Source organism: Ruegeria sp. YKSF57 (assembly GCF_059612585.1).
Map to the genome: position 1 here is coordinate 1 of NZ_JBXWQW010000035.1, position 16,874 is coordinate 16,874.

The 16,874-nt window shown below is 59.5% G+C and carries 16 protein-coding genes; 11 read left to right on the top strand and 5 right to left on the bottom strand.

Annotated features, from left to right (window positions below; all coding sequences use genetic code 11):
• Positions 1-661 (top strand): class I SAM-dependent methyltransferase (locus tag AC2FLX_RS15175; RefSeq protein ID WP_496875459.1); only part of this gene is annotated, 661 nt, incomplete at its 5' end.
• 2 nt (positions 662-663) lie between these two features.
• Here the strand turns inward: AC2FLX_RS15175 and AC2FLX_RS15180 are convergent.
• Complete coding sequence (locus AC2FLX_RS15180; protein ID WP_480747858.1) at positions 664-1,113, bottom strand: MerR family transcriptional regulator; 450 nt, start codon at positions 1,111-1,113, stop codon at positions 664-666.
• An 879-nt stretch (positions 1,114-1,992) separates the two neighbouring features.
• Here AC2FLX_RS15180 and AC2FLX_RS15185 point away from each other — a divergent pair.
• The 10 genes from AC2FLX_RS15185 to AC2FLX_RS15230 all read left to right on the top strand — a co-directional run bounded on the left by AC2FLX_RS15185 (position 1,993) and on the right by AC2FLX_RS15230 (position 12,774).
• Positions 1,993-3,354, top strand: a complete 1,362-nt coding sequence (locus tag AC2FLX_RS15185) for an FAD-dependent oxidoreductase (RefSeq protein WP_480747857.1) — start codon at positions 1,993-1,995, stop codon at positions 3,352-3,354.
• Positions 3,355-3,404: 50 nt separating this feature from the next.
• Positions 3,405-4,421, top strand: a complete 1,017-nt coding sequence (gene dctP, locus AC2FLX_RS15190) for a TRAP transporter substrate-binding protein DctP (RefSeq protein ID WP_480747856.1) — start codon at positions 3,405-3,407, stop codon at positions 4,419-4,421.
• A 54-nt stretch (positions 4,422-4,475) separates the two neighbouring features.
• Complete coding sequence (locus tag AC2FLX_RS15195; RefSeq protein ID WP_480747855.1) at positions 4,476-4,979, top strand: TRAP transporter small permease subunit; 504 nt, start codon at positions 4,476-4,478, stop codon at positions 4,977-4,979.
• A gap of 4 nt (positions 4,980-4,983) precedes the next feature.
• A complete protein-coding gene (locus AC2FLX_RS15200) occupies positions 4,984-6,297 on the top strand; it encodes a TRAP transporter large permease (RefSeq protein WP_480747854.1) in 1,314 nt (437 codons plus the stop codon).
• 7 nt (positions 6,298-6,304) lie between these two features.
• Positions 6,305-7,870 carry a CoA-transferase gene (locus tag AC2FLX_RS15205; protein ID WP_480747853.1) on the top strand — a complete coding sequence of 522 codons (1,566 nt, stop codon included), beginning with the start codon at positions 6,305-6,307 and terminating at the stop codon, positions 7,868-7,870.
• Positions 7,871-7,882: 12 nt separating this feature from the next.
• Positions 7,883-8,623: an enoyl-CoA hydratase/isomerase family protein gene (locus tag AC2FLX_RS15210; RefSeq protein WP_480747852.1), complete on the top strand. Its 741-nt coding sequence runs from the start codon at positions 7,883-7,885 to the stop codon at positions 8,621-8,623.
• Complete coding sequence (locus AC2FLX_RS15215) at positions 8,623-9,369, top strand: enoyl-CoA hydratase/isomerase family protein (RefSeq protein ID WP_480747851.1); 747 nt, start codon at positions 8,623-8,625, stop codon at positions 9,367-9,369. Before AC2FLX_RS15210 ends, AC2FLX_RS15215 begins: the two co-directional genes overlap by 1 nt.
• 21 nt (positions 9,370-9,390) lie before the next feature.
• Entirely contained in the window at positions 9,391-10,935 is a 1,545-nt protein-coding gene (locus AC2FLX_RS15220) for an AMP-binding protein (protein ID WP_480747850.1), read from the top strand.
• Between the two features lie 22 nt (positions 10,936-10,957).
• Positions 10,958-12,061: a glycine cleavage T C-terminal barrel domain-containing protein gene (locus AC2FLX_RS15225; protein ID WP_480747849.1), complete on the top strand. Its 1,104-nt coding sequence runs from the start codon at positions 10,958-10,960 to the stop codon at positions 12,059-12,061.
• Positions 12,062-12,126: 65 nt separating this feature from the next.
• A complete protein-coding gene (locus AC2FLX_RS15230; RefSeq protein WP_480747848.1) occupies positions 12,127-12,774 on the top strand; it encodes a GntR family transcriptional regulator in 648 nt (215 codons plus the stop codon).
• Between the two features lie 569 nt (positions 12,775-13,343).
• Here the strand turns inward: AC2FLX_RS15230 and AC2FLX_RS15235 are convergent.
• Genes AC2FLX_RS15235 through kce form a run of 4 tightly spaced genes read right to left on the bottom strand, consistent with a single transcriptional unit; the run spans position 13,344 to position 16,874 of the window.
• Positions 13,344-14,453, bottom strand: a complete 1,110-nt coding sequence (locus AC2FLX_RS15235) for an NAD(P)/FAD-dependent oxidoreductase (protein WP_496810873.1) — start codon at positions 14,451-14,453, stop codon at positions 13,344-13,346.
• Entirely contained in the window at positions 14,450-15,475 is a 1,026-nt protein-coding gene (locus AC2FLX_RS15240) for a histone deacetylase family protein (protein ID WP_496810872.1), read from the bottom strand. Before AC2FLX_RS15240 ends, AC2FLX_RS15235 begins: the two co-directional genes overlap by 4 nt.
• Entirely contained in the window at positions 15,472-15,951 is a 480-nt protein-coding gene (locus AC2FLX_RS15245) for a GNAT family N-acetyltransferase (protein ID WP_496810871.1), read from the bottom strand. The genes AC2FLX_RS15240 and AC2FLX_RS15245 overlap by 4 nt, the downstream gene beginning before the upstream one ends.
• Positions 15,948-16,874 carry a 3,5-dioxohexanoate:acetyl-CoA acetone transferase gene (kce, locus tag AC2FLX_RS15250; protein ID WP_496810870.1) on the bottom strand — a complete coding sequence of 309 codons (927 nt, stop codon included), beginning with the start codon at positions 16,872-16,874 and terminating at the stop codon, positions 15,948-15,950. Before kce ends, AC2FLX_RS15245 begins: the two co-directional genes overlap by 4 nt.

The window sequence follows — 16,874 nt, forward strand, 5'->3', positions numbered from 1 at the left end:
GCTTGATCCACGTGGATTGATGCAATGGTTGGCGACCCTCCCCGAAAAGAACGGGGCCTGCGTCGAATGTGGCGCAGGTCTTGGAGAGCTGTCGGCATTCCTAAAACCCTACTTTACCACTGTGGTGGCGACGGACGTGGCGCCACCCCGATTGCAACAGACGCCGGTCAAGGTTGTTAAGGCAGCTGCCGAGAAGCTTCCGGTGAGAGAGCAGAGTGTCGATTTGCTGTTTTCCATGCAGGCGCTACACCACTTTGATCTTTCGGCACATCTTGCCGAAGCTCAACGAGTTGTGCGAACGGGTGGCGTTTTCGCAGCATTGGCGTGGGGCGAGATTTCACTGCCTCCGCGTGTACGGGCTGCATACCAAACTCTTTTCGAAGTCATTGGCCCCCATTGGGAATGCGCGCGCGAATGGGTGATTTCAGGATATGAGGGGTTGTCGCTTCCGGGCACCGTGATCGAGGTGCCTGCTGCAATGATGCGGCGCCAGATGACTTTACCTGCCCTTGAAGCAGAGTTTGCAAAATGGAGCGCAGTGCAGAATGCACTGCGAGCAGGAGTTTCGCTTGAGGAACCTGACTACGACGAGATGCCTTTCTCCGACGACGCCGAATTCGATGTGTTTTGGCCGATCGTTGGACAGGTCTTCCGCCTCTAAACCTAATCCCAGATCAAGGCGGCCACTGGGTTTTCTTCTGCCATGCGGTTCATGGGACAGTCCGGGCAGGTCTTGGAGCTAGGGACATTCTCACAGCCCTTGCACTCCTGAACTGATTTCTCGGCATCCATTATTGTCCGCCGGAGTGAAAGTGCCCGCTCGGCCTTTCGGCTCAACTGCTCAGCCAGGTCTTCGAGCAAGGCGCCAACGGAGAGACAAGAAGAATTCCCGGTTGAATGCTTTGATCGTTCCTGCGCGATCTCCGCGACGGTTTCCAACGGAATATCGAGCGCACGCAACTGTCGCATGAGCTGTGCAACCGCGAGGTCCTCTTCATCATATTGACGCGTACCGCCTTCAGATCTGCCAGGCGTAATGATCCCAAGCTGCTCGTAGTGGCGCAGCATTCGCTCGGTTAGACCAGTTGCTTGTACCAATTCGCCAATTTTCATGCATCGGTCTCGTCTAGTTTTTTCCTGGATCTGGCATCGGCGTCAGATAAGCAACAATATAGATGTGGACTATGTAAGGTCAAATAGGGCTCAGAACCGCCTAACGCCCGCGTGGCAATGCCGGTGCAACAGGCTGATCGAGACCGGTCATCCGGGGGATCGGGCCAAGTCTTTGATCTTGTATCATGTTGCTCAATGCGTGGTCATAGGCAAGTCAGGAGCCGTAGTTCGCGCATGGGCGGCAAAACCGAAGTGTGAGCCCATCCTGTGAATTTGATTTTCTCGCTGCGCGCGCTCGCAGCACAGATTTTGCCGCGCGCGCATCATCTTTAGTACGACAATGCAGCGAGAAGAGCGGCCATTCGTGCCAGGCGCAGCGAGACTTCTTCAGGCAAGGAACGAGTCGCGGACTGAGCGAGCATCTAGCTAATTGACTGCAGTGTCTGGTTTGCTTTGCATTGCGGTATTTCGCTTCAAGAGAAATGGCACAAGGAAGGTCCTCTCCTTTGTCGCCGACACACCGTCGCAACGTCCCCGCAGCGGCCATTCGATATCTCGTTGCGCAATCTCAATCTGTCTGAAGTTTCACAGTGTGTTCTATCGCAAAGGATAGTTCCGAACGCCAAGGACATCCGTCCTGGAACCGAGGGAATCAACTGGCCACTTTCCGGCGTTGGCATCTGAAAGCAGAAACCGTGAGCCTGGAAATGTGCTGAAGGGTCGTTCCTTACAGAAGTTCCTTGTTCGATTATTCTTCATGTTTTCAAACCCATAGAGACTGCCTTGCGCTGGTAATTAGGAGCGCTGCCAGATTCATTGACCGAACTATATCTAATGATATATCAGATGAGGTATCAATAATTCGAACAGGGCGACGCCATGCTTTCCGACGATTACGCGATTCAAGGAGTGCTTAACGAAGCAGCGATCCCAAGCCTGGGCCAGTTTGACGTGATCGTTGCCGGTGGTGGCGCTGCGGGTGTCTCGGCAGCAACGAACATCGCCCGAAAAGGGCATCAGGTTCTCATGATCGAGCGCTACGGTTTCTGCGGCGGTGGAGCGGTTGCCGGTATGTCGGGCACGATTTGCGGTCTCTACATGTCCAGCGATCGGAACGCCAATCGTGCCGAGCAAGTCGTGTTCGGTTTTGCCGACGAGTTCCGCAAGCGGTTGATCGCGCGTGGCGGTCTTACGGAACCGCAGCGCTATGGCAAGACCTGGACGGTCACGCATGACCCGCACATGTGGCGCGAAAACGCGGACGACTTTTTGTCCGATGCAGGCGTGAACATTCTCTACCATTCCCGCGTCGTGGGCGTGCTGCGAGATGGGGCTGCCGTGCGTGGCGTGATAGTTGACACGAAATCCGGCCTGGCCAGGATTGAAGCCAAGCTGGTTGTTGATGCCAGTGGCGACGCCGATGTCGTGCACCGCGCCGGCTGGGCGACCACCAAGGGGCAGGACGGCACCATCCAGAACCCGACGATGATCTTCCGGTTGGGCAATGTCGATGTGGGCGCTTACCTGGAGTACTGGGGCGATAACACGATCAGCCCGGCACACGTCGTCGAGGCGTTGATCGAGGCCGAGAACAGCGGCAATTACCATCTTCCGCGCAAGAAGATCTGGATCTTTCCGACCTCGCGCCCGAACGAGCTCATGGTCAACGCCACCCGCATCCTGGGCCGTGACGGGCGCGATCTGGATGTGACCAACCCGGTTGATCACACAGAAGCAGAAATCGTCGCCCGCCATCAGGTTCGGGAATATGCGCGGTTCCTAAAGGACAAGGTGCCGGGCTGTGCTGACAGCTATGTCGTCGATACCGGGGTCGAGGTCGGTATTCGCCAGACCCGCTCGATTGTCGGGGTCAAACGTCTGACCAACCAGGACGTGGTGGGGCGCCACAAACATGCCGATGGTGTCGTGCGCTGCCCCTGGCCGATCGAGTTGCATTCCGGCCAGAAGCCCAAGGTCGAATGGCTGCTGGACGACTATTACGAAATTCCTTTCGGCACGCTCATTCCCGAGATTGGCGAGAACATCATCGTCGCCGGGCGCTGTCTTTCCGCTGAACACGAGGCCTTGGCCTCTGCCAGGGTCACTGCACAATGCTTTGGTTATGGCCACGCGGCGGCTGTGGCAGCGGACATCGCGCTGCGTGACGGCGTCGCCCTGCGCAACATCCGAGGCGAAGACGTTCGCGACATCCTGAACCGCGAAGGGGCCGCACTGGACTGATTTTGCGGACTTTCCAAAAGCAATCAATGTCCAACCCTAGGAGGAAACCCATGAATTTTGCAAAATCCCTGATGGCTGGTGCTGCAGCGCTGGCTCTGTCGGCGACAGCGTCGCTGTCGGACAGCTACGACTGGAAACTCCAGTCATTCTGGGGCGGCGGATCTGCGCCTCAACTCGTCATTGAACAATTCGCGGCTAACATGACTGCGGCCTCGGGCGGGGACATCAACATCACTGTCCTTCCCAACAAGGCCATTGTCGCCCACAACCAGACGCTGCAGGCCGTAGGCTCGGGCATTCTCGATATGCAAAAGAGCACGCCATGCTACTATGCCGGTGTCGACGCGGCCTTCGGCCTGCTGTGCGAAATGAACGCGGGCTATTCCAACGTCTATCAGTTTCTCACCTGGTACTATCAGGGCGGTGGCCTTGAACTGGCCCGCAATATCTATGCCGAGCATGGGCTATACTTTATCGGGCCGGTGCCGTGGGGCGTGGAATCCATCCCCATGAAGGAACCGATCCGTACGGTTGCCGAATTTGAAGGCGTGAAGATACGAATGCCTGAGGGGCCGTCTTCCGATCTTTTCCGGGCAATCGGAGCGGCGCCCGTTTCGGTGCACGGTTCCGAGGTTTACACCTCGCTCGAAAAGGGTGTGATCTCGGCCACGGACTGGTCGACGATTTCGATCAACGACGGCGCGGGCCTGCATAATGTCGCACCCTACGCGATCTATCCGGGCATCCACTCGATCCCGATGGGCGACGTATCGATGAATCTCGAAACCTGGAACAGCCTGGATGCCAAAACCCAGACCCTTCTAGAACTTGGTGTGCGGACGTTGGCGCTTGATATGCTTCAGACTTTCGAAAAGGCAGACGCCGAGGTGCTGGCGGCGGCCGAAGAAAAGGGCATCACCCTGATCGACTGGGCGCCGGAAGAACGCGCCAAGTTCCGCGCGGCTGCACAGGAAATCTGGGCAGCAACGGCGGCAAAAAGCCCCCACGCCCAGGAAGTCTACGAAAGCCAGATCGCCTGGCTGAAATCCATCGGTCAGATCGACTGATCTCTTCCAACTGCCGGGCCGTGATCGGCCCGGCTTTTTTCTTCGAGGACCACCATGGAACTGCCAGAGCCCGATGCGCGCAGCCCGTCTCTCCCCTGGGTGCTGAAACCGGTCGAGATTGCCAGCTATGGCTTTGCCATCTGCGTCGCCATCATCGGCTTTGAGGTGGTGATGCGTTACGGCTTTAATGCACCGCGGATTTGGGTGCAGGACATGGTCGTCATGCTGGTTGGGGGCTGTTTCGCGATTGGCGGCATCGTTGTGCTTTACGAAGGCAGCCATATCAGGATTACCGCGATCTACGACAACGTGCCTGAGCGGGTGCAGCGGTGGCTGGACTTGCTGGCGGCCATCGTTGCCGCAGCCTATCTGGCATTGGTGGGCTATGGCGCATGGGTCAATGCACGCCTGTCGATCAAACTCAATGAAACAACCGGAACCAGTTGGGACTCGCCCTTGCCGATGATCCTGAAATCCGTGTTGCTGGTCAGCGCGGGCATCATGTGCGTGATCGCCGTGACGCAAATCTTCCGTTCGATGAAACGCCTGGTGGCATAGGATCATGGGTATCGGACTGATCACGCTGATCCTTGTCATCGGCATCCTGTTTTTATTGTTCGCGGGCGTGCCGCTGGCCTTTTCCACGGGGATCATGGCCGCAGCCCTGATCCTGATGGAGTTCGGCCCGACGGGTCTCAGCCTCATCGCCACCCGCATCTACGATCTGATGGCGGATTTTTCCTTCGTGGCGGTGCCGCTCTTCGTGATGATGGGGCTGGTTCTGGAGAAATCAGGGGTCACCAACGATCTGTTTCGTGCCATGTCGATGCTGGGCGGCAAGATACGCGGCGGACTGGCGGTTCAGACACTGGCGGTTTCGGTTCTGCTGGCCGCAATGTCCGGCATCATCGGCGGCGAGATCGTCCTCTTGGGCCTGATCGCCCTGCCGGAAATGCTGAAACGCGGATACGACAAGAAATTGGCCGTGGGCGTTGTTTGTGCCGGGGGGTCCCTCGGTACGATGATCCCGCCGTCGATCGTGCTGATCGTTTATGGGCTGACCACGGATACTGGTGTGGGTGAGCTGTTCCTTGCCGTGCTACTGCCCGGCTTGATGCTGGCCGGCCTATATGTGGTCTATGTCATGGTGACGGCGACGATCTGGCCGGACAAGGCGCCGCCGCTTCCGCCTGAAGAACGCGACATGCCACGCGCCGAGAAGATGGCGGTTATGCGTGGTGCCATCTTGCCTGTCGCCGTGGCCGCCTGGGTGCTGACCTGTATCTATACCGGCATCACGTCCTTTATCGAAGCCGCCGCCATGGGTGTCATCGGCGCGCTGATCTCGGCCGCGGTCAAGGGCACCTTCTCGCTCGGTCTCATCCGGGACGTCTGCAATCAGACCCTGCGCATCTGTGGCATGATCATGTGGATCGTGTTCGGCGCAACCGCCCTCATCGGCGTCTACAATTTCTTCGGCGGTGCGGCCTATGTCACCTCGGCCATCAACGGGCTCGACTGGTCGCCGCTGGCGATCCTGATCGTGATGATGCTGATCCTCTTTGTGCTTGGCATGTTCATGGACTGGATCGGCATCCTGCTTCTGACCATGCCTATCTTCGTGCCGATCATCATCGGCTTCGGCTATGACCCGATCTGGTTCGGCGTTCTGTTCACCATGAACATGCAGATGTCCTATCTGACGCCGCCCTTCGGCCCGGCCGCATTCTACCTGAAAGGTGTCGCACCCGACGACATCACGATGGGCGACATCTACAGCTCATTCTGGCCGTTCATCTTCCTGCAGGCGCTGGCCATCGGACTGCTGATCGCCTTTCCGCAAATCGCCCTCTGGCTGCCATCCGTGTTGATGTGAGGATCCCATGAGTAAGATCACCGAATTCGAAACCGCCGTTGCCGACATTCCGTCCGGTGCCATGCTGGCCATCGTTGGCGTCATCGGCTGGATCGTCCCGGAAAAGCTGCTGCGCAGCTTGGGGCAGCGTTACCTTGATACCGGTGCGCCGGGCGATCTGACGCTTTATGTCCCCTGCTTCGGGGGCGACAACGGCGCGATCAAGGGCATTGATAACCTGATGCACGACGGCATGACCAAGCGGTTGATCACCGGGTCGTTCATCAACCCGCCCGATCCGAAGACCGGCGAACGCCCCCGGTCGATGGGGCAGGTCCGGGCCAACAAGATCGAGGCCTACACCTTTCATATCGGCGTCATGATGCATTGGCTGCGCGAGATTGCGCGGCGCAGCCCCGGATATCTGACCGAGGTCGGCATCGGCACCTTTGTCGACCCCGATCTGGATGGCGGCAAGGTCACACCGCGTACCACCGAAGACATTGTCGAAAAGATCGATTTCCGCGGCAAGCCGCACCTTTTCTTTCCGAGCCAGCATCTCGATTACGGCATCATCCGGGCAACGTCGGCCGACAAACACGGCAACCTGTGTTTTGAGGACGATCCCCTGGTGTCGTCCAACCTGGCGATCGCGCTGGCGGTCAAGGCCTGCGGCGGCAAGGTGATTGCCCAGGTCAAGCGCACCTATGAACCCGGCGAGCGCCATGCGCATATGGTCAAGGTGCCCGGGGTCCTGGTCGATCAAGTGGTGGTCGATCCTGACCAGCAACTGGTCACCGGCATTCAGGACGACGCCCGGTTCCTGGGCCAGACGCGGATGGACCCGCGCGAGCTGCAACCGCTGAAACCCGGTGCGCCGACGGTGATTGCCCGCCGTTCTGCCAGCATGATCAATAAAAATGAACTGACGATCTACGGGTTCGGCGCCTCGTCCTCGATCCCGACGATCTTTGCCACCGAAGGCCGGTTCGATGGCGATGGCATCTATGACTACCCCTCCACCACCGAGCACGGCTCATACGGAGGCATCGTCACCTCGGGCTGGCAGTTCTCGGCCAATTACAACCCCGATGCCCTGCTTGATGGCGTAACCCAGTTTGATGCGATCCATGCGGGCCTGTGCAAAACCTGCGCGCTGGCCTTTGCCCAGTTTGATGCTGAGGGCAATATCAACGTCTCGAAATTCGGGAGCGCCAATCCCGGATCGGGCGGGTTCATCGACATCGCACACAACGCCACCAACCTGATCTTCAACGGCACCTTCACCACCGGCGGGCTGAAGGTCGACGCCACAGGGGGCAAGCTGACGATCCTGCAGGAAGGCAAGGTTTCGAAATTCGTCTCAAGTGTCGAACAGATCACCTACCCGCTGCTGACCGGTGTGCGTGAGCGTGGTCAGACCGCCCATTTTGTCACCGAACGTGCCGTCTTTGCGGTGACGCCGGACGGTCTGGAACTTCTCGAAGTTGCCCCGGGGATCGACCCGAAAGCCCAGGTGCTCGACTTGATGGGCTTTGCGCCGGTGCGCGTGCCCGATCAAATCCCCCCGATGGATCCGAAACTCTTCACGTAAAGGAAAACCTTCATGCTCGAAATCACCCGTGATGGCGCTGTCGCCACGTTGTCCATCGACCGCCCCGAGGTCCGCAACGCCATGAGCCTCGGGCTTGCCCACAGGATCGCCGAGGTCACGGCGGAACTGGACCGCGACCCGGAGATCAAGGCGATTATCCTGCGCGGCAAGGAACATGGCTTCTGTGCCGGCAGCGACCTGAAGGAACTCGCCACGTTCAACCTCGACCAGATCTCCGCGGCAGAACGTGAAAAAGCTGCCGTGGCCCGCTCGTTCTGTTTCATGGATACGCCGGTGATCGCGGCGGTGGACGGGTTCACCATGGGCGGCGGCATGGTGTTCACGGTGTCCTGCGACGTGGTTTTCACTGCGAAGAACGCCCGCTGGCATTTGCCCGAGGTGGCGTTGGGCTGGAACCCCGGCTGGGGTGTCCAGGCATTCCTCGCCCGTTGCGGGCCTTATGTGACCCGCCATGTCTGCTGGGGCGTCGATCCGTTCGATGGCGAAGAAGCCGTTCGTCTGGGATTGGCGGATTTCCTTGCCGAGGGCCGCGCGGCCGAGGCAGCGCACGAATACGCGACCAAGCTCACGGCACTGCCGGAACACGCCGTTACGGCGACCAAGCGGCTTTGTGCACCGGCGGCGGGTGAAAACAGCCAGGTGCTCGATCTGATGGCCAACCAGATGTTTCATGAAAGCTGCAAGCACGAGGTCGCCAGGGCCTCATATGCCCGGTTTGGAGTGAAAATCTGATGACGGAAGGCCTGCGCGAGATCGATCACGGGGCGGTTCTGACCCTGGCGCTGGACCGGCCCGAGCGGCGCAATTCAATGGATCTTGCAGTGACACGGGCGCTGGCCGGGGCGCTAGAGCGCGCCGCCCGCGATGAAGGTGTCAATGCAATTGTTTTGCAGGGATATTCGCATGGCTTCGGAGCAGGCAGCGATCTCAAGGCTCTCTCCGGTCAGAGCGTCGGAGAAATGATCGCAGACGAACGCGAAATGGCGGCGCTGGCCCGCAGCTTCAATCGTCACCCGAAACCGATCATTGCCGCTGTCGACGGGTACGCCATCGGCGGTGGCGCGGTCTATGCTGCATCCTGTGACGTGGTTTTTTCCAGCGCGGATGCAAAATGGGCCCTTCCAGAGGTTCCCATCGGCTGGAACGCCGCCTATGGCATTGCCGCGATGCAGGCGCGACTGGGGGCCTATACGGCGCGGCATATCCTTTGGGGGGCAGAAGGGTTTTCCGGTGAAACCGCATATCGGATCGGGTTAGCGGACTTCCTGGCCGAAGGCAGCGCGGCCAAGGCCGCACTCGACTATGCCACCCGGCTGGCTGCGCTACCGGCCCACGCGGTTGCGGCAACCAAACAGCTGTGCGCGGGGCCGATTGACCGGGATGCGGTTGAGATGGACGACCGCGCGATGGCGTCATTCGAGCGTTGTCTCGCAACCGGAGCCGCACAAGCCACGCTTCGGAAGTTCGGCATGGTCTGAGGGTATTGTGGAAAGAATGGAATGACCGATCCACTGACACTTTATCGACTTTTCGAGCGCGGCCGTACCATCGGTACCGGGCGCCGCATACGGTGCTTTGGTCCGGACCGATCGGTTGTCGAACAAAGCTATGATCAGTTCGCCCACGATGTTCTTGCCTTGGCAAACGCGTTGCAGGCGCGTGGTCTCGAACCCGGCCAACGGGTTGCGACGCTCGCCGCAAACGGAATTCGGCATTTGCAGCTGATGTGGGCCGTGCCGCTGGCGGGCGGCGTGTTCCACGCCATCAACACGCGTCTGCCGGTCGAGGAAATCGCCTATATCCTTGAAGACGCTGACGACCGCTTATTGTTCATTGATGCCGAATTCGCCGATTTGCTTGCTGAATTGCGCAAGGCCCGCCCTGATCTGGATATCTTGTCTCTGAGTGAAGGTGCGGGCGGAGACGTCACCAGTTTCGATGCCCTTCTGGGGTCTGGCCCGCCGAACCCTGATGCGATTGAGGCTGCGGTAACCGATGAAAATGCCCCAGCCGTGCTCTGTTATACCAGTGGCACCACGGGGCGGCCCAAAGGTGTCGGCTATTCTCACCGCGCGCTGACGCTGCACGCCCTGACCGAGGCAATGGTCGATGGCTACGGCATCAGTCATTCCGACAATGTGCTGCTCATGGTTCCTTTCTGCCACGGCGCAGGCTGGGGTGTTCCCTATTCGGCATTCATGTGCGGGGCGGATATCTCGGTGCTTTCAGGGCCGATCCAGGCAGATCAAGTTCCGGACATCCTGACCCAGCAGAAGATCACCTTCACCGGCGCCGTTCCCGAGGTGATTGCCCGCATTGCCCCGGAAATCGCCTTGCGAAAGGCAAACCTCACCGGGCTGCGTATCCTGATGGGCGGCACGGCACCGCGTTCTGAAACCTTGTCGATCCTCAGGGCGGCAGGTGTCACCTCCATGCTGTGCTGGGGCATGACGGAAACGCTGAGTGCGGCGACGATGCAGCACTTGCCGCCCGAAGTAGGCGAGGTCCCGCCAATGCAGGGCCAGCCGCTGCCGCTGACCGAACTTTCGCTGGCAGAGTCCGAAGATGGAACGCAGGAACTGCTGGTTCGCGGCCCGTGTGTCGTCGAGCGGTATCACGGCCAAAAGGGCTCGGCGCGACAGGCCGGTTGGTTCGCAACCGGTGATACGGCCGAGATTGACCGAACCGGCACCCTGCACCTGCAGGACCGCAAGAAGGACCTGATCAAGTCCGGCGGCGAGTGGGTTTCCCCAGCCGCGCTGGAGAGGCAGATTTCGCAGATCGCCGGAGTGGAGGAATGCGTCGTCATCGGTGTGCAACATCCGCGATGGGGAGAACGACCCCTCTGCGTGGCCGTGGCCGGAGAAGCGATCGAGATCGAGCGAATTTCTCGAGAGCTCATGTCAACCGGTCGGTTCGCGAAATGGCAGCTTCCGGATGATGTCGTCACTCTCAAAGCGTTGCCTCGAACGGTGCTGGGCAAGCTCGACCGTCAGGCGTTGCGCCAGACCTTCAAAAACCACTTTCAACCAAACCCGGTTTGACCGGAAAGCAAAAGGCCCCAAGATGCCGGAAATCGCCCCTCATACCCGCTTGCGCCCATCGCCCTATTACGAGGCAACCCTTGCAGAAGGCGTCACCTCATTCACGCCCTATAACCAGATGCTGATCCCACTGGGATATGGCGATGCCGATGCGGAATATGACCGGTTGATGAACGGTGTCAGCATGTGGGACGTAGGCGGCCAGAGGCAGGTTCAGATCAAGGGACGCGACGCTGCGCGTCTCGCACAGATCCTTTCTCCGCGCGATCTTTCCGGACAGGTGGTTGGCCAAGGCAAGTATGTACCGATGTGCAATCACGCCGGAACTCTTATCAATGACCCGGTTGTCAACAAGCTGGACGACGAACTGTTCTGGTTCTCGATCGCGGACAGTGACGTCAAACTTTGGGCGCGCTGCATCGCTGCCGAACGCGGATTTGAGGTGGACATCACCGAACCCGACGTTTCGCCGATGGCCGTTCAGGGCCCGATGGCGGCAGATGTCGTGGCGTCGATCTTCGGGGATTGGGTGCGGAACCTGAAATACTTCTGGTTCGGCGATGCCGAGATCGGCGGCATTCCGGTCAAGATCGCCCGATCCGGATTCTCGAAACAAGGCGGCTTTGAGATTTACCTGATGGACGGATCCCGCGGAACCGAGCTTTGGAACATCGTGCGTGAGGCGGGCGCGCCGTTCGGGATCGGTCCGGGATACCCAAACCCCTGTGAACGGATCGAAAGCGGCCTTTTGTCCTACGGTGGGGATTCCGATGATGCGACCAACCCTTTCGAGGTCCGGCTTGGCAAGTATGTTGATCTGGACGTGGATGACGGCGTGATCGGCATCAAGGCACTTCGCCGGATCAAGGACGAGGGTCCAAGGCGTCACCAGCTGGGTGTGGTTCTTGAGGGCGAAATGCCGTCGCCGAACCATGCGCGGTGGTACGACATCCAGGTTGGTGGGATCAAGGTCGGTGACATGACCAACGGCACCTGGTCGCGCAAGCTTGGCCAAAACATCGGCTTCGCTCTGGTTTCCCGGGTGTATCGCCCGGGCGACCATGTCGAGGTGCGAAAAGAGGGGCGTGTGCTTGGCGGCACCCTGTGCGAGCTGCCATTTTCCTGATTTGGGTCGGATGAAGTGGACAAGGCATGGGGATTGCAGGCAAATATAGAGATATGGACAAGACCGTGAAAACCCTTTCAGACGCCGAGGCCACCTTTCAGAAGCTTGAGGAAATGATCGTCCTGACCGAGTTGAAGCCGGGCGTGATGTATTCCGAAAAAGAGCTTGCTGAAGTCGTCGGATTCGGCCGAACCCCCGTGCGCGAGGCATTGCAGCGCCTCGAATTCGAGGGCCTTGTGGTCATCAAGCAACGCCGTGGCATTCAGATTACCGAAGTGGAACCGGATGTTCAGTTGCGGTTGCTCGAAATTCGGCGCCCCTTGCAGAACTTTGCCGCCGAATATGCGGCAATCCGGGCCACAGAAGAGGACCGGCAGATCATGAGGACCTTCGGTGAAGAGTTGTTAGAAGTCAGTAAGGCTCCGCCTGCCTCGCGTCCCCAGGCCCTGTCGGCTGTTAGAACGGCCCATGACCTGGTTGTCGAGGCATGTCACAACGAATTTTCAAAGAAAACGATGCGTGTTGTCCAGGGATTGTCGCGCCGTTTCTGGATTTTCCACATGAAGAAAGAAGACTTCAACATTGCGGCCGAGCTGCACGCTCGGTTGCTGCTTGATGTCGCAAACGGAGACACGACGGCGGCCATTGCCGCTTCAAACGCATTGGTCGACTACCTCGAAGAATTCGCTCGGGAAACCAAGGAATGGAAGTGACCGGCCCTTCTTTCTACGTGCCAGTTTTGCGAATTGCCATGATGCTTACCCCATCGCGGCATCGACAGACCAGCAGAAACGACTGCTTCTTGCGTCATGACCTGCGACAACGTCTGCTTCACACGCATTTGTAATCATTAGCGCTCTGTGCTGCATCAGTAGGTCTGGGCTCTCTCCCGCCATGCGGTGCCGCAGCGATCCGCGACACCATCGCGCTTCGAGACCGGCCTTTCGCAAGGTTTCAGCACTTGCCTGAAAAACATCTGCAAATGCACGGATATTTCGAACCTTCAAGATGATTGCGCGCCGTTGGTTAATCGACAGCGGGCATTCCGCCCGGGGGCGGCGGATTCAACGACTGAGCCCAACCTGTGGATTCGAATTTTATGCTGCGTGCGCACGCAGCACAGGTTTTGCCGCGTGCGCATCATCTTGAGCACTGCAATGCGGCGGAAAGAGCGGCCGTTCGTGCCGGGGGCAGCAAGTCCTTTTCAAGCATGGACAAGTTGCGGGGCCAACCACCGTAAACCCGCAGGACTTCCGCCTGTGCGGGAAATCTTTGCAAAAAATCAGTTTACGGTGCTTCCGAAACGGGCGGGGCTTAAGGCAGCGGTGAGGTCGGCCGGGAAATCAGAGGTCTGTTCGGTGCAAAGCGATGCCGTCAAGGCGGCGAGCGCAGGAGATGTCTGGACACCGTAACCGCCCTGACCGGCCAGCCAGAAGAAGCCTGTCGCCTCAGGGTCGAAGCCGCAGACTGGGCTGCGGTCGGGTACGAAACTGCGCAGGCCCGCCCAACTGTGGCTGGGCCGCACAATTGGCAAATCGACCATTTGTTCAAACCGGTAGAGGCCTTCTGCCAGCACCATGTCGTCGGGGTAGACATCCTGCGCCTCGACCGGGTCCTCGTCGCCGGGAGAGATCATCAGGCCTGTAGCCTCTGGCTTGGCGTACCAGTCCTCGGCGGCCGAAGCGAAAAGCGGCCAATGCTTGTAGGCGTCGAGGTTTGCAGGCATCGGCATGATAACGGCAGAGCGGCGCATCGGTTGCAGACTGACCGGCCTTACCCCAGCCAGCGCGGCAATCTTGTCGGCCCAGGCACCCGCCGCATTCACGACGATCTTGGCATGTATGCCGCGCTTTGGGGTCTCGATACGCCAGCCGTCACCAGTCTGTTCAAGCGCTTGAACGGCCGCATTGGTTTCAACTTGCCCGCCGCGCGACTTAAAGAGCCGCAGACACCCCTGCAAAAGCTGATCAACGTCGATCCCAAGCGCCTGTTCCTCATAACTGGCCGCGACAAGACTTTCCCGGCGGAGAACCGGCACCATCTTGCGGGCTTCGTCGGGCGTGATCCGCTCAACCCCTTCGGAGCCGTCAAGATAGGCTTCCAGTGCAGGAAGGCTCTGGGCCGTGGCAACCAGAAGTTCGCCCCTTGGGGACAAGACACTGTTCCCCAAAAGGTCCCCTGCAAGCGCCGGATAGGACAAAGCATTGAGCGCGCGCAGAGTGGTATTGCCATAGTTCAGAATGAACACCGCGGCAGAGCGCCCCGTCGCGTGATGGCCAAGCTGTGCCTCGGCCTCGAGCACCTTGACGCTCGCATGTTCGGCAAGCGCCGCTGCAGCACTGATCCCCGCAATACCGCCACCTATGACAACGATATCAACCGTCTGCGTCATGACGTGCCACGCGCACCTTTCAGGAAGCGCGTCAGATTTCCGCTGAGCGCATCCGAAAGATATCCGCCTTCCTGTACATACACCGTGGGGAGCGCCAGTCCGGCGATAGCCGCGCCGAGGCGTTCGAAACCGTCAGGGGTGATAGCAAGACCCTTGAACGGGTCGTCGATGGAGGCATCGAGGCCAAGTGCGACCACAAGGGCAGTACAGCCGAAGGCCTCGATCCGTTCGAGCGCCGGACCGAGCGCCTTGAGATAGTCATCGTCGCCCGTGCCGCGCGGCAACGGGATGTTGAGATTTGTGCCAAGTCCAGCGCCCGCGCCACGCTCTTGCGCATGACCCCAGAAAAACGGGTAGAACCGCACGGGGTCGGCATGCAGCGAGACCGTCAGCACATCGCCGCGATCATAGAAAATGCCTTGCGTCCCGTTGCCGTGATGGACGTCCACATCAAGGATCGCGGGTCTGTGGCCTGCTGCCAGAAGGCGCTCGGCGGAGATTGCGGAATTGTTCAGAAAGCAGAACCCGCCTGCGAGGTCCGCGAAAGCATGGTGCCCCGGTGGCCGCGACAACACATAGGCCGCACCTGCGGCCTGCGCGATGGAATCTGCACCTGCCACTGCGGATTGTGCAGACCAATAGGCCGCCTTCCATGTGCCTGAGGCGATGGGACAGGCCGTGTCGGCCTGATGAAAGCCCGCCTGACCGACGGCGGACTTGGGATAGCCGTCAGTGCGGCTTGCGGGGTGGATGTTTGGGATCACCTCATCACCTGCACCTTCGATCCGCTGCCAACGGGTGTAGATGTTCTTGAGAAAGGCAAGGTATTCGGCCGTGTGCACGGCGGCGATCGGGCCTATTCCGGCATCGGGCGGTGCTTCAAACCTGCACCCGGCTGCCTCTGCCCCGGACTTCAGTCGCGCGATGCGCTCGGGCTGTTCGGGGTTGGGCAAAAGTGCACCATTGGCCATGAAATGTTTGGGATCGTGTTCCCATTGGCGGTCATCGTAAAAGGCTCTCATGTCGTCCTCGTCAGGGTTTTGAATTCAGCGCCGGTGAGGCGAAGGCTTGTTTCACCATGCGGGCGTGAAAAACCGAGCCGCTCGTAAAAGGCTATGGAACGCGGACTCTCATCATAAGCGGCAAGTCGCATGTAGCCGCTGCCCCAGAGCGACTGGGCCCGCGTCGCAACCCAGCCGAGCATCGCCTGCCCGAACCCGGCGCCACGTGCCTCCTCCGCGATCCAGAGATCGGACACATAAACCCCCGGATAGCCAAGCGCCGTCGACATCATCGGTGAAAACAGCGCAACTCCGCACAATTTCTTTCCGTCGAATGCCAGCGTGCCGCTGCAGGCGGGCGTGTCCGAGAAGAGCGCGCGTTCCAGTGCCGCCGACGCAAGACGATAGGGATCCTCCAGGTCCTGCGCCAAGGCACGAAGCCCCTCTTCGAGCCATTCCAGGGTGTCTGGCGTGACGGCTTCAATCCTGATGCTCATATCTTCGTGTTTTCGCGCCCCTTGAGGCCAAGCATCGCGCGGGCGTCATCTGATGTGGCGATGGCGCGTCCCATCTTTTCGATGATCTCGCGGATTTGCAGCACCTGTGCTGCGTTGCTTGGCGCAAGCACGCCCCTGGAGATCATCAGATTGTCTTCCAGCCCGACGCGTACATGCCCACCGCGCTCGGCGGAGAGCGTGGCCATCGGTATCTGGTGCCGCCCGGCGGCAAGAACCGAGAACATGACATCCTCGCCAAAGAGTTTGCGGGCCAGTGCAATCATATGGTCCAGCGTTTCAGGGTCGGAACCCATTCCGCCGAGCACGCCGAAAACAAACTGGATGAAGATTGGTGTCTCGATCAAACCGCGATCTACAAAGTGCCGCAGCATGTAGAGATGGCCAATGTCATAGCATTCGAACTCGAAGCGTGCGCCGCGCTCCTCGCCCATGAGCTTCAGAACGCCCGTAATGTCGCGTGGTGTGTTCTTGAACACCAAGTCATCGGTGCCGCGCAAGAAGGGCTCTTCCCAGTCAAAGAGCCAATCGCGCTCCTTTTCGGCCATGGGGTAGAGCGCGAAATTCATCGTGCCCATATTCAGCGAGCACATCTCAGGCTGGAACCGCAGAGGCCCGGCCAGCCGGTCTTCGAGTGTCATGATCGCGCTGCCGCCAGTCGAAAGGTTGATCACCGCATCACAGCCCGCGGCGATTTGCGGCAGAAACGCCCCGAAGTGATCGGCACTCGCTGAGGGGCGCCCGTCGCTCGGATCGCGGGCATGTAGATGCAGGATCGTGGCGCCTGCCTCGGCGGCCTCAATCGACTGCGCGGCAATGTCCTCGGGCTTCCATGGCAGATGCGGCGACATGGAGGGCGTATGGATCGAGCCTGTAATGGCGCAGGAGATGATTGTCTTGTCCAT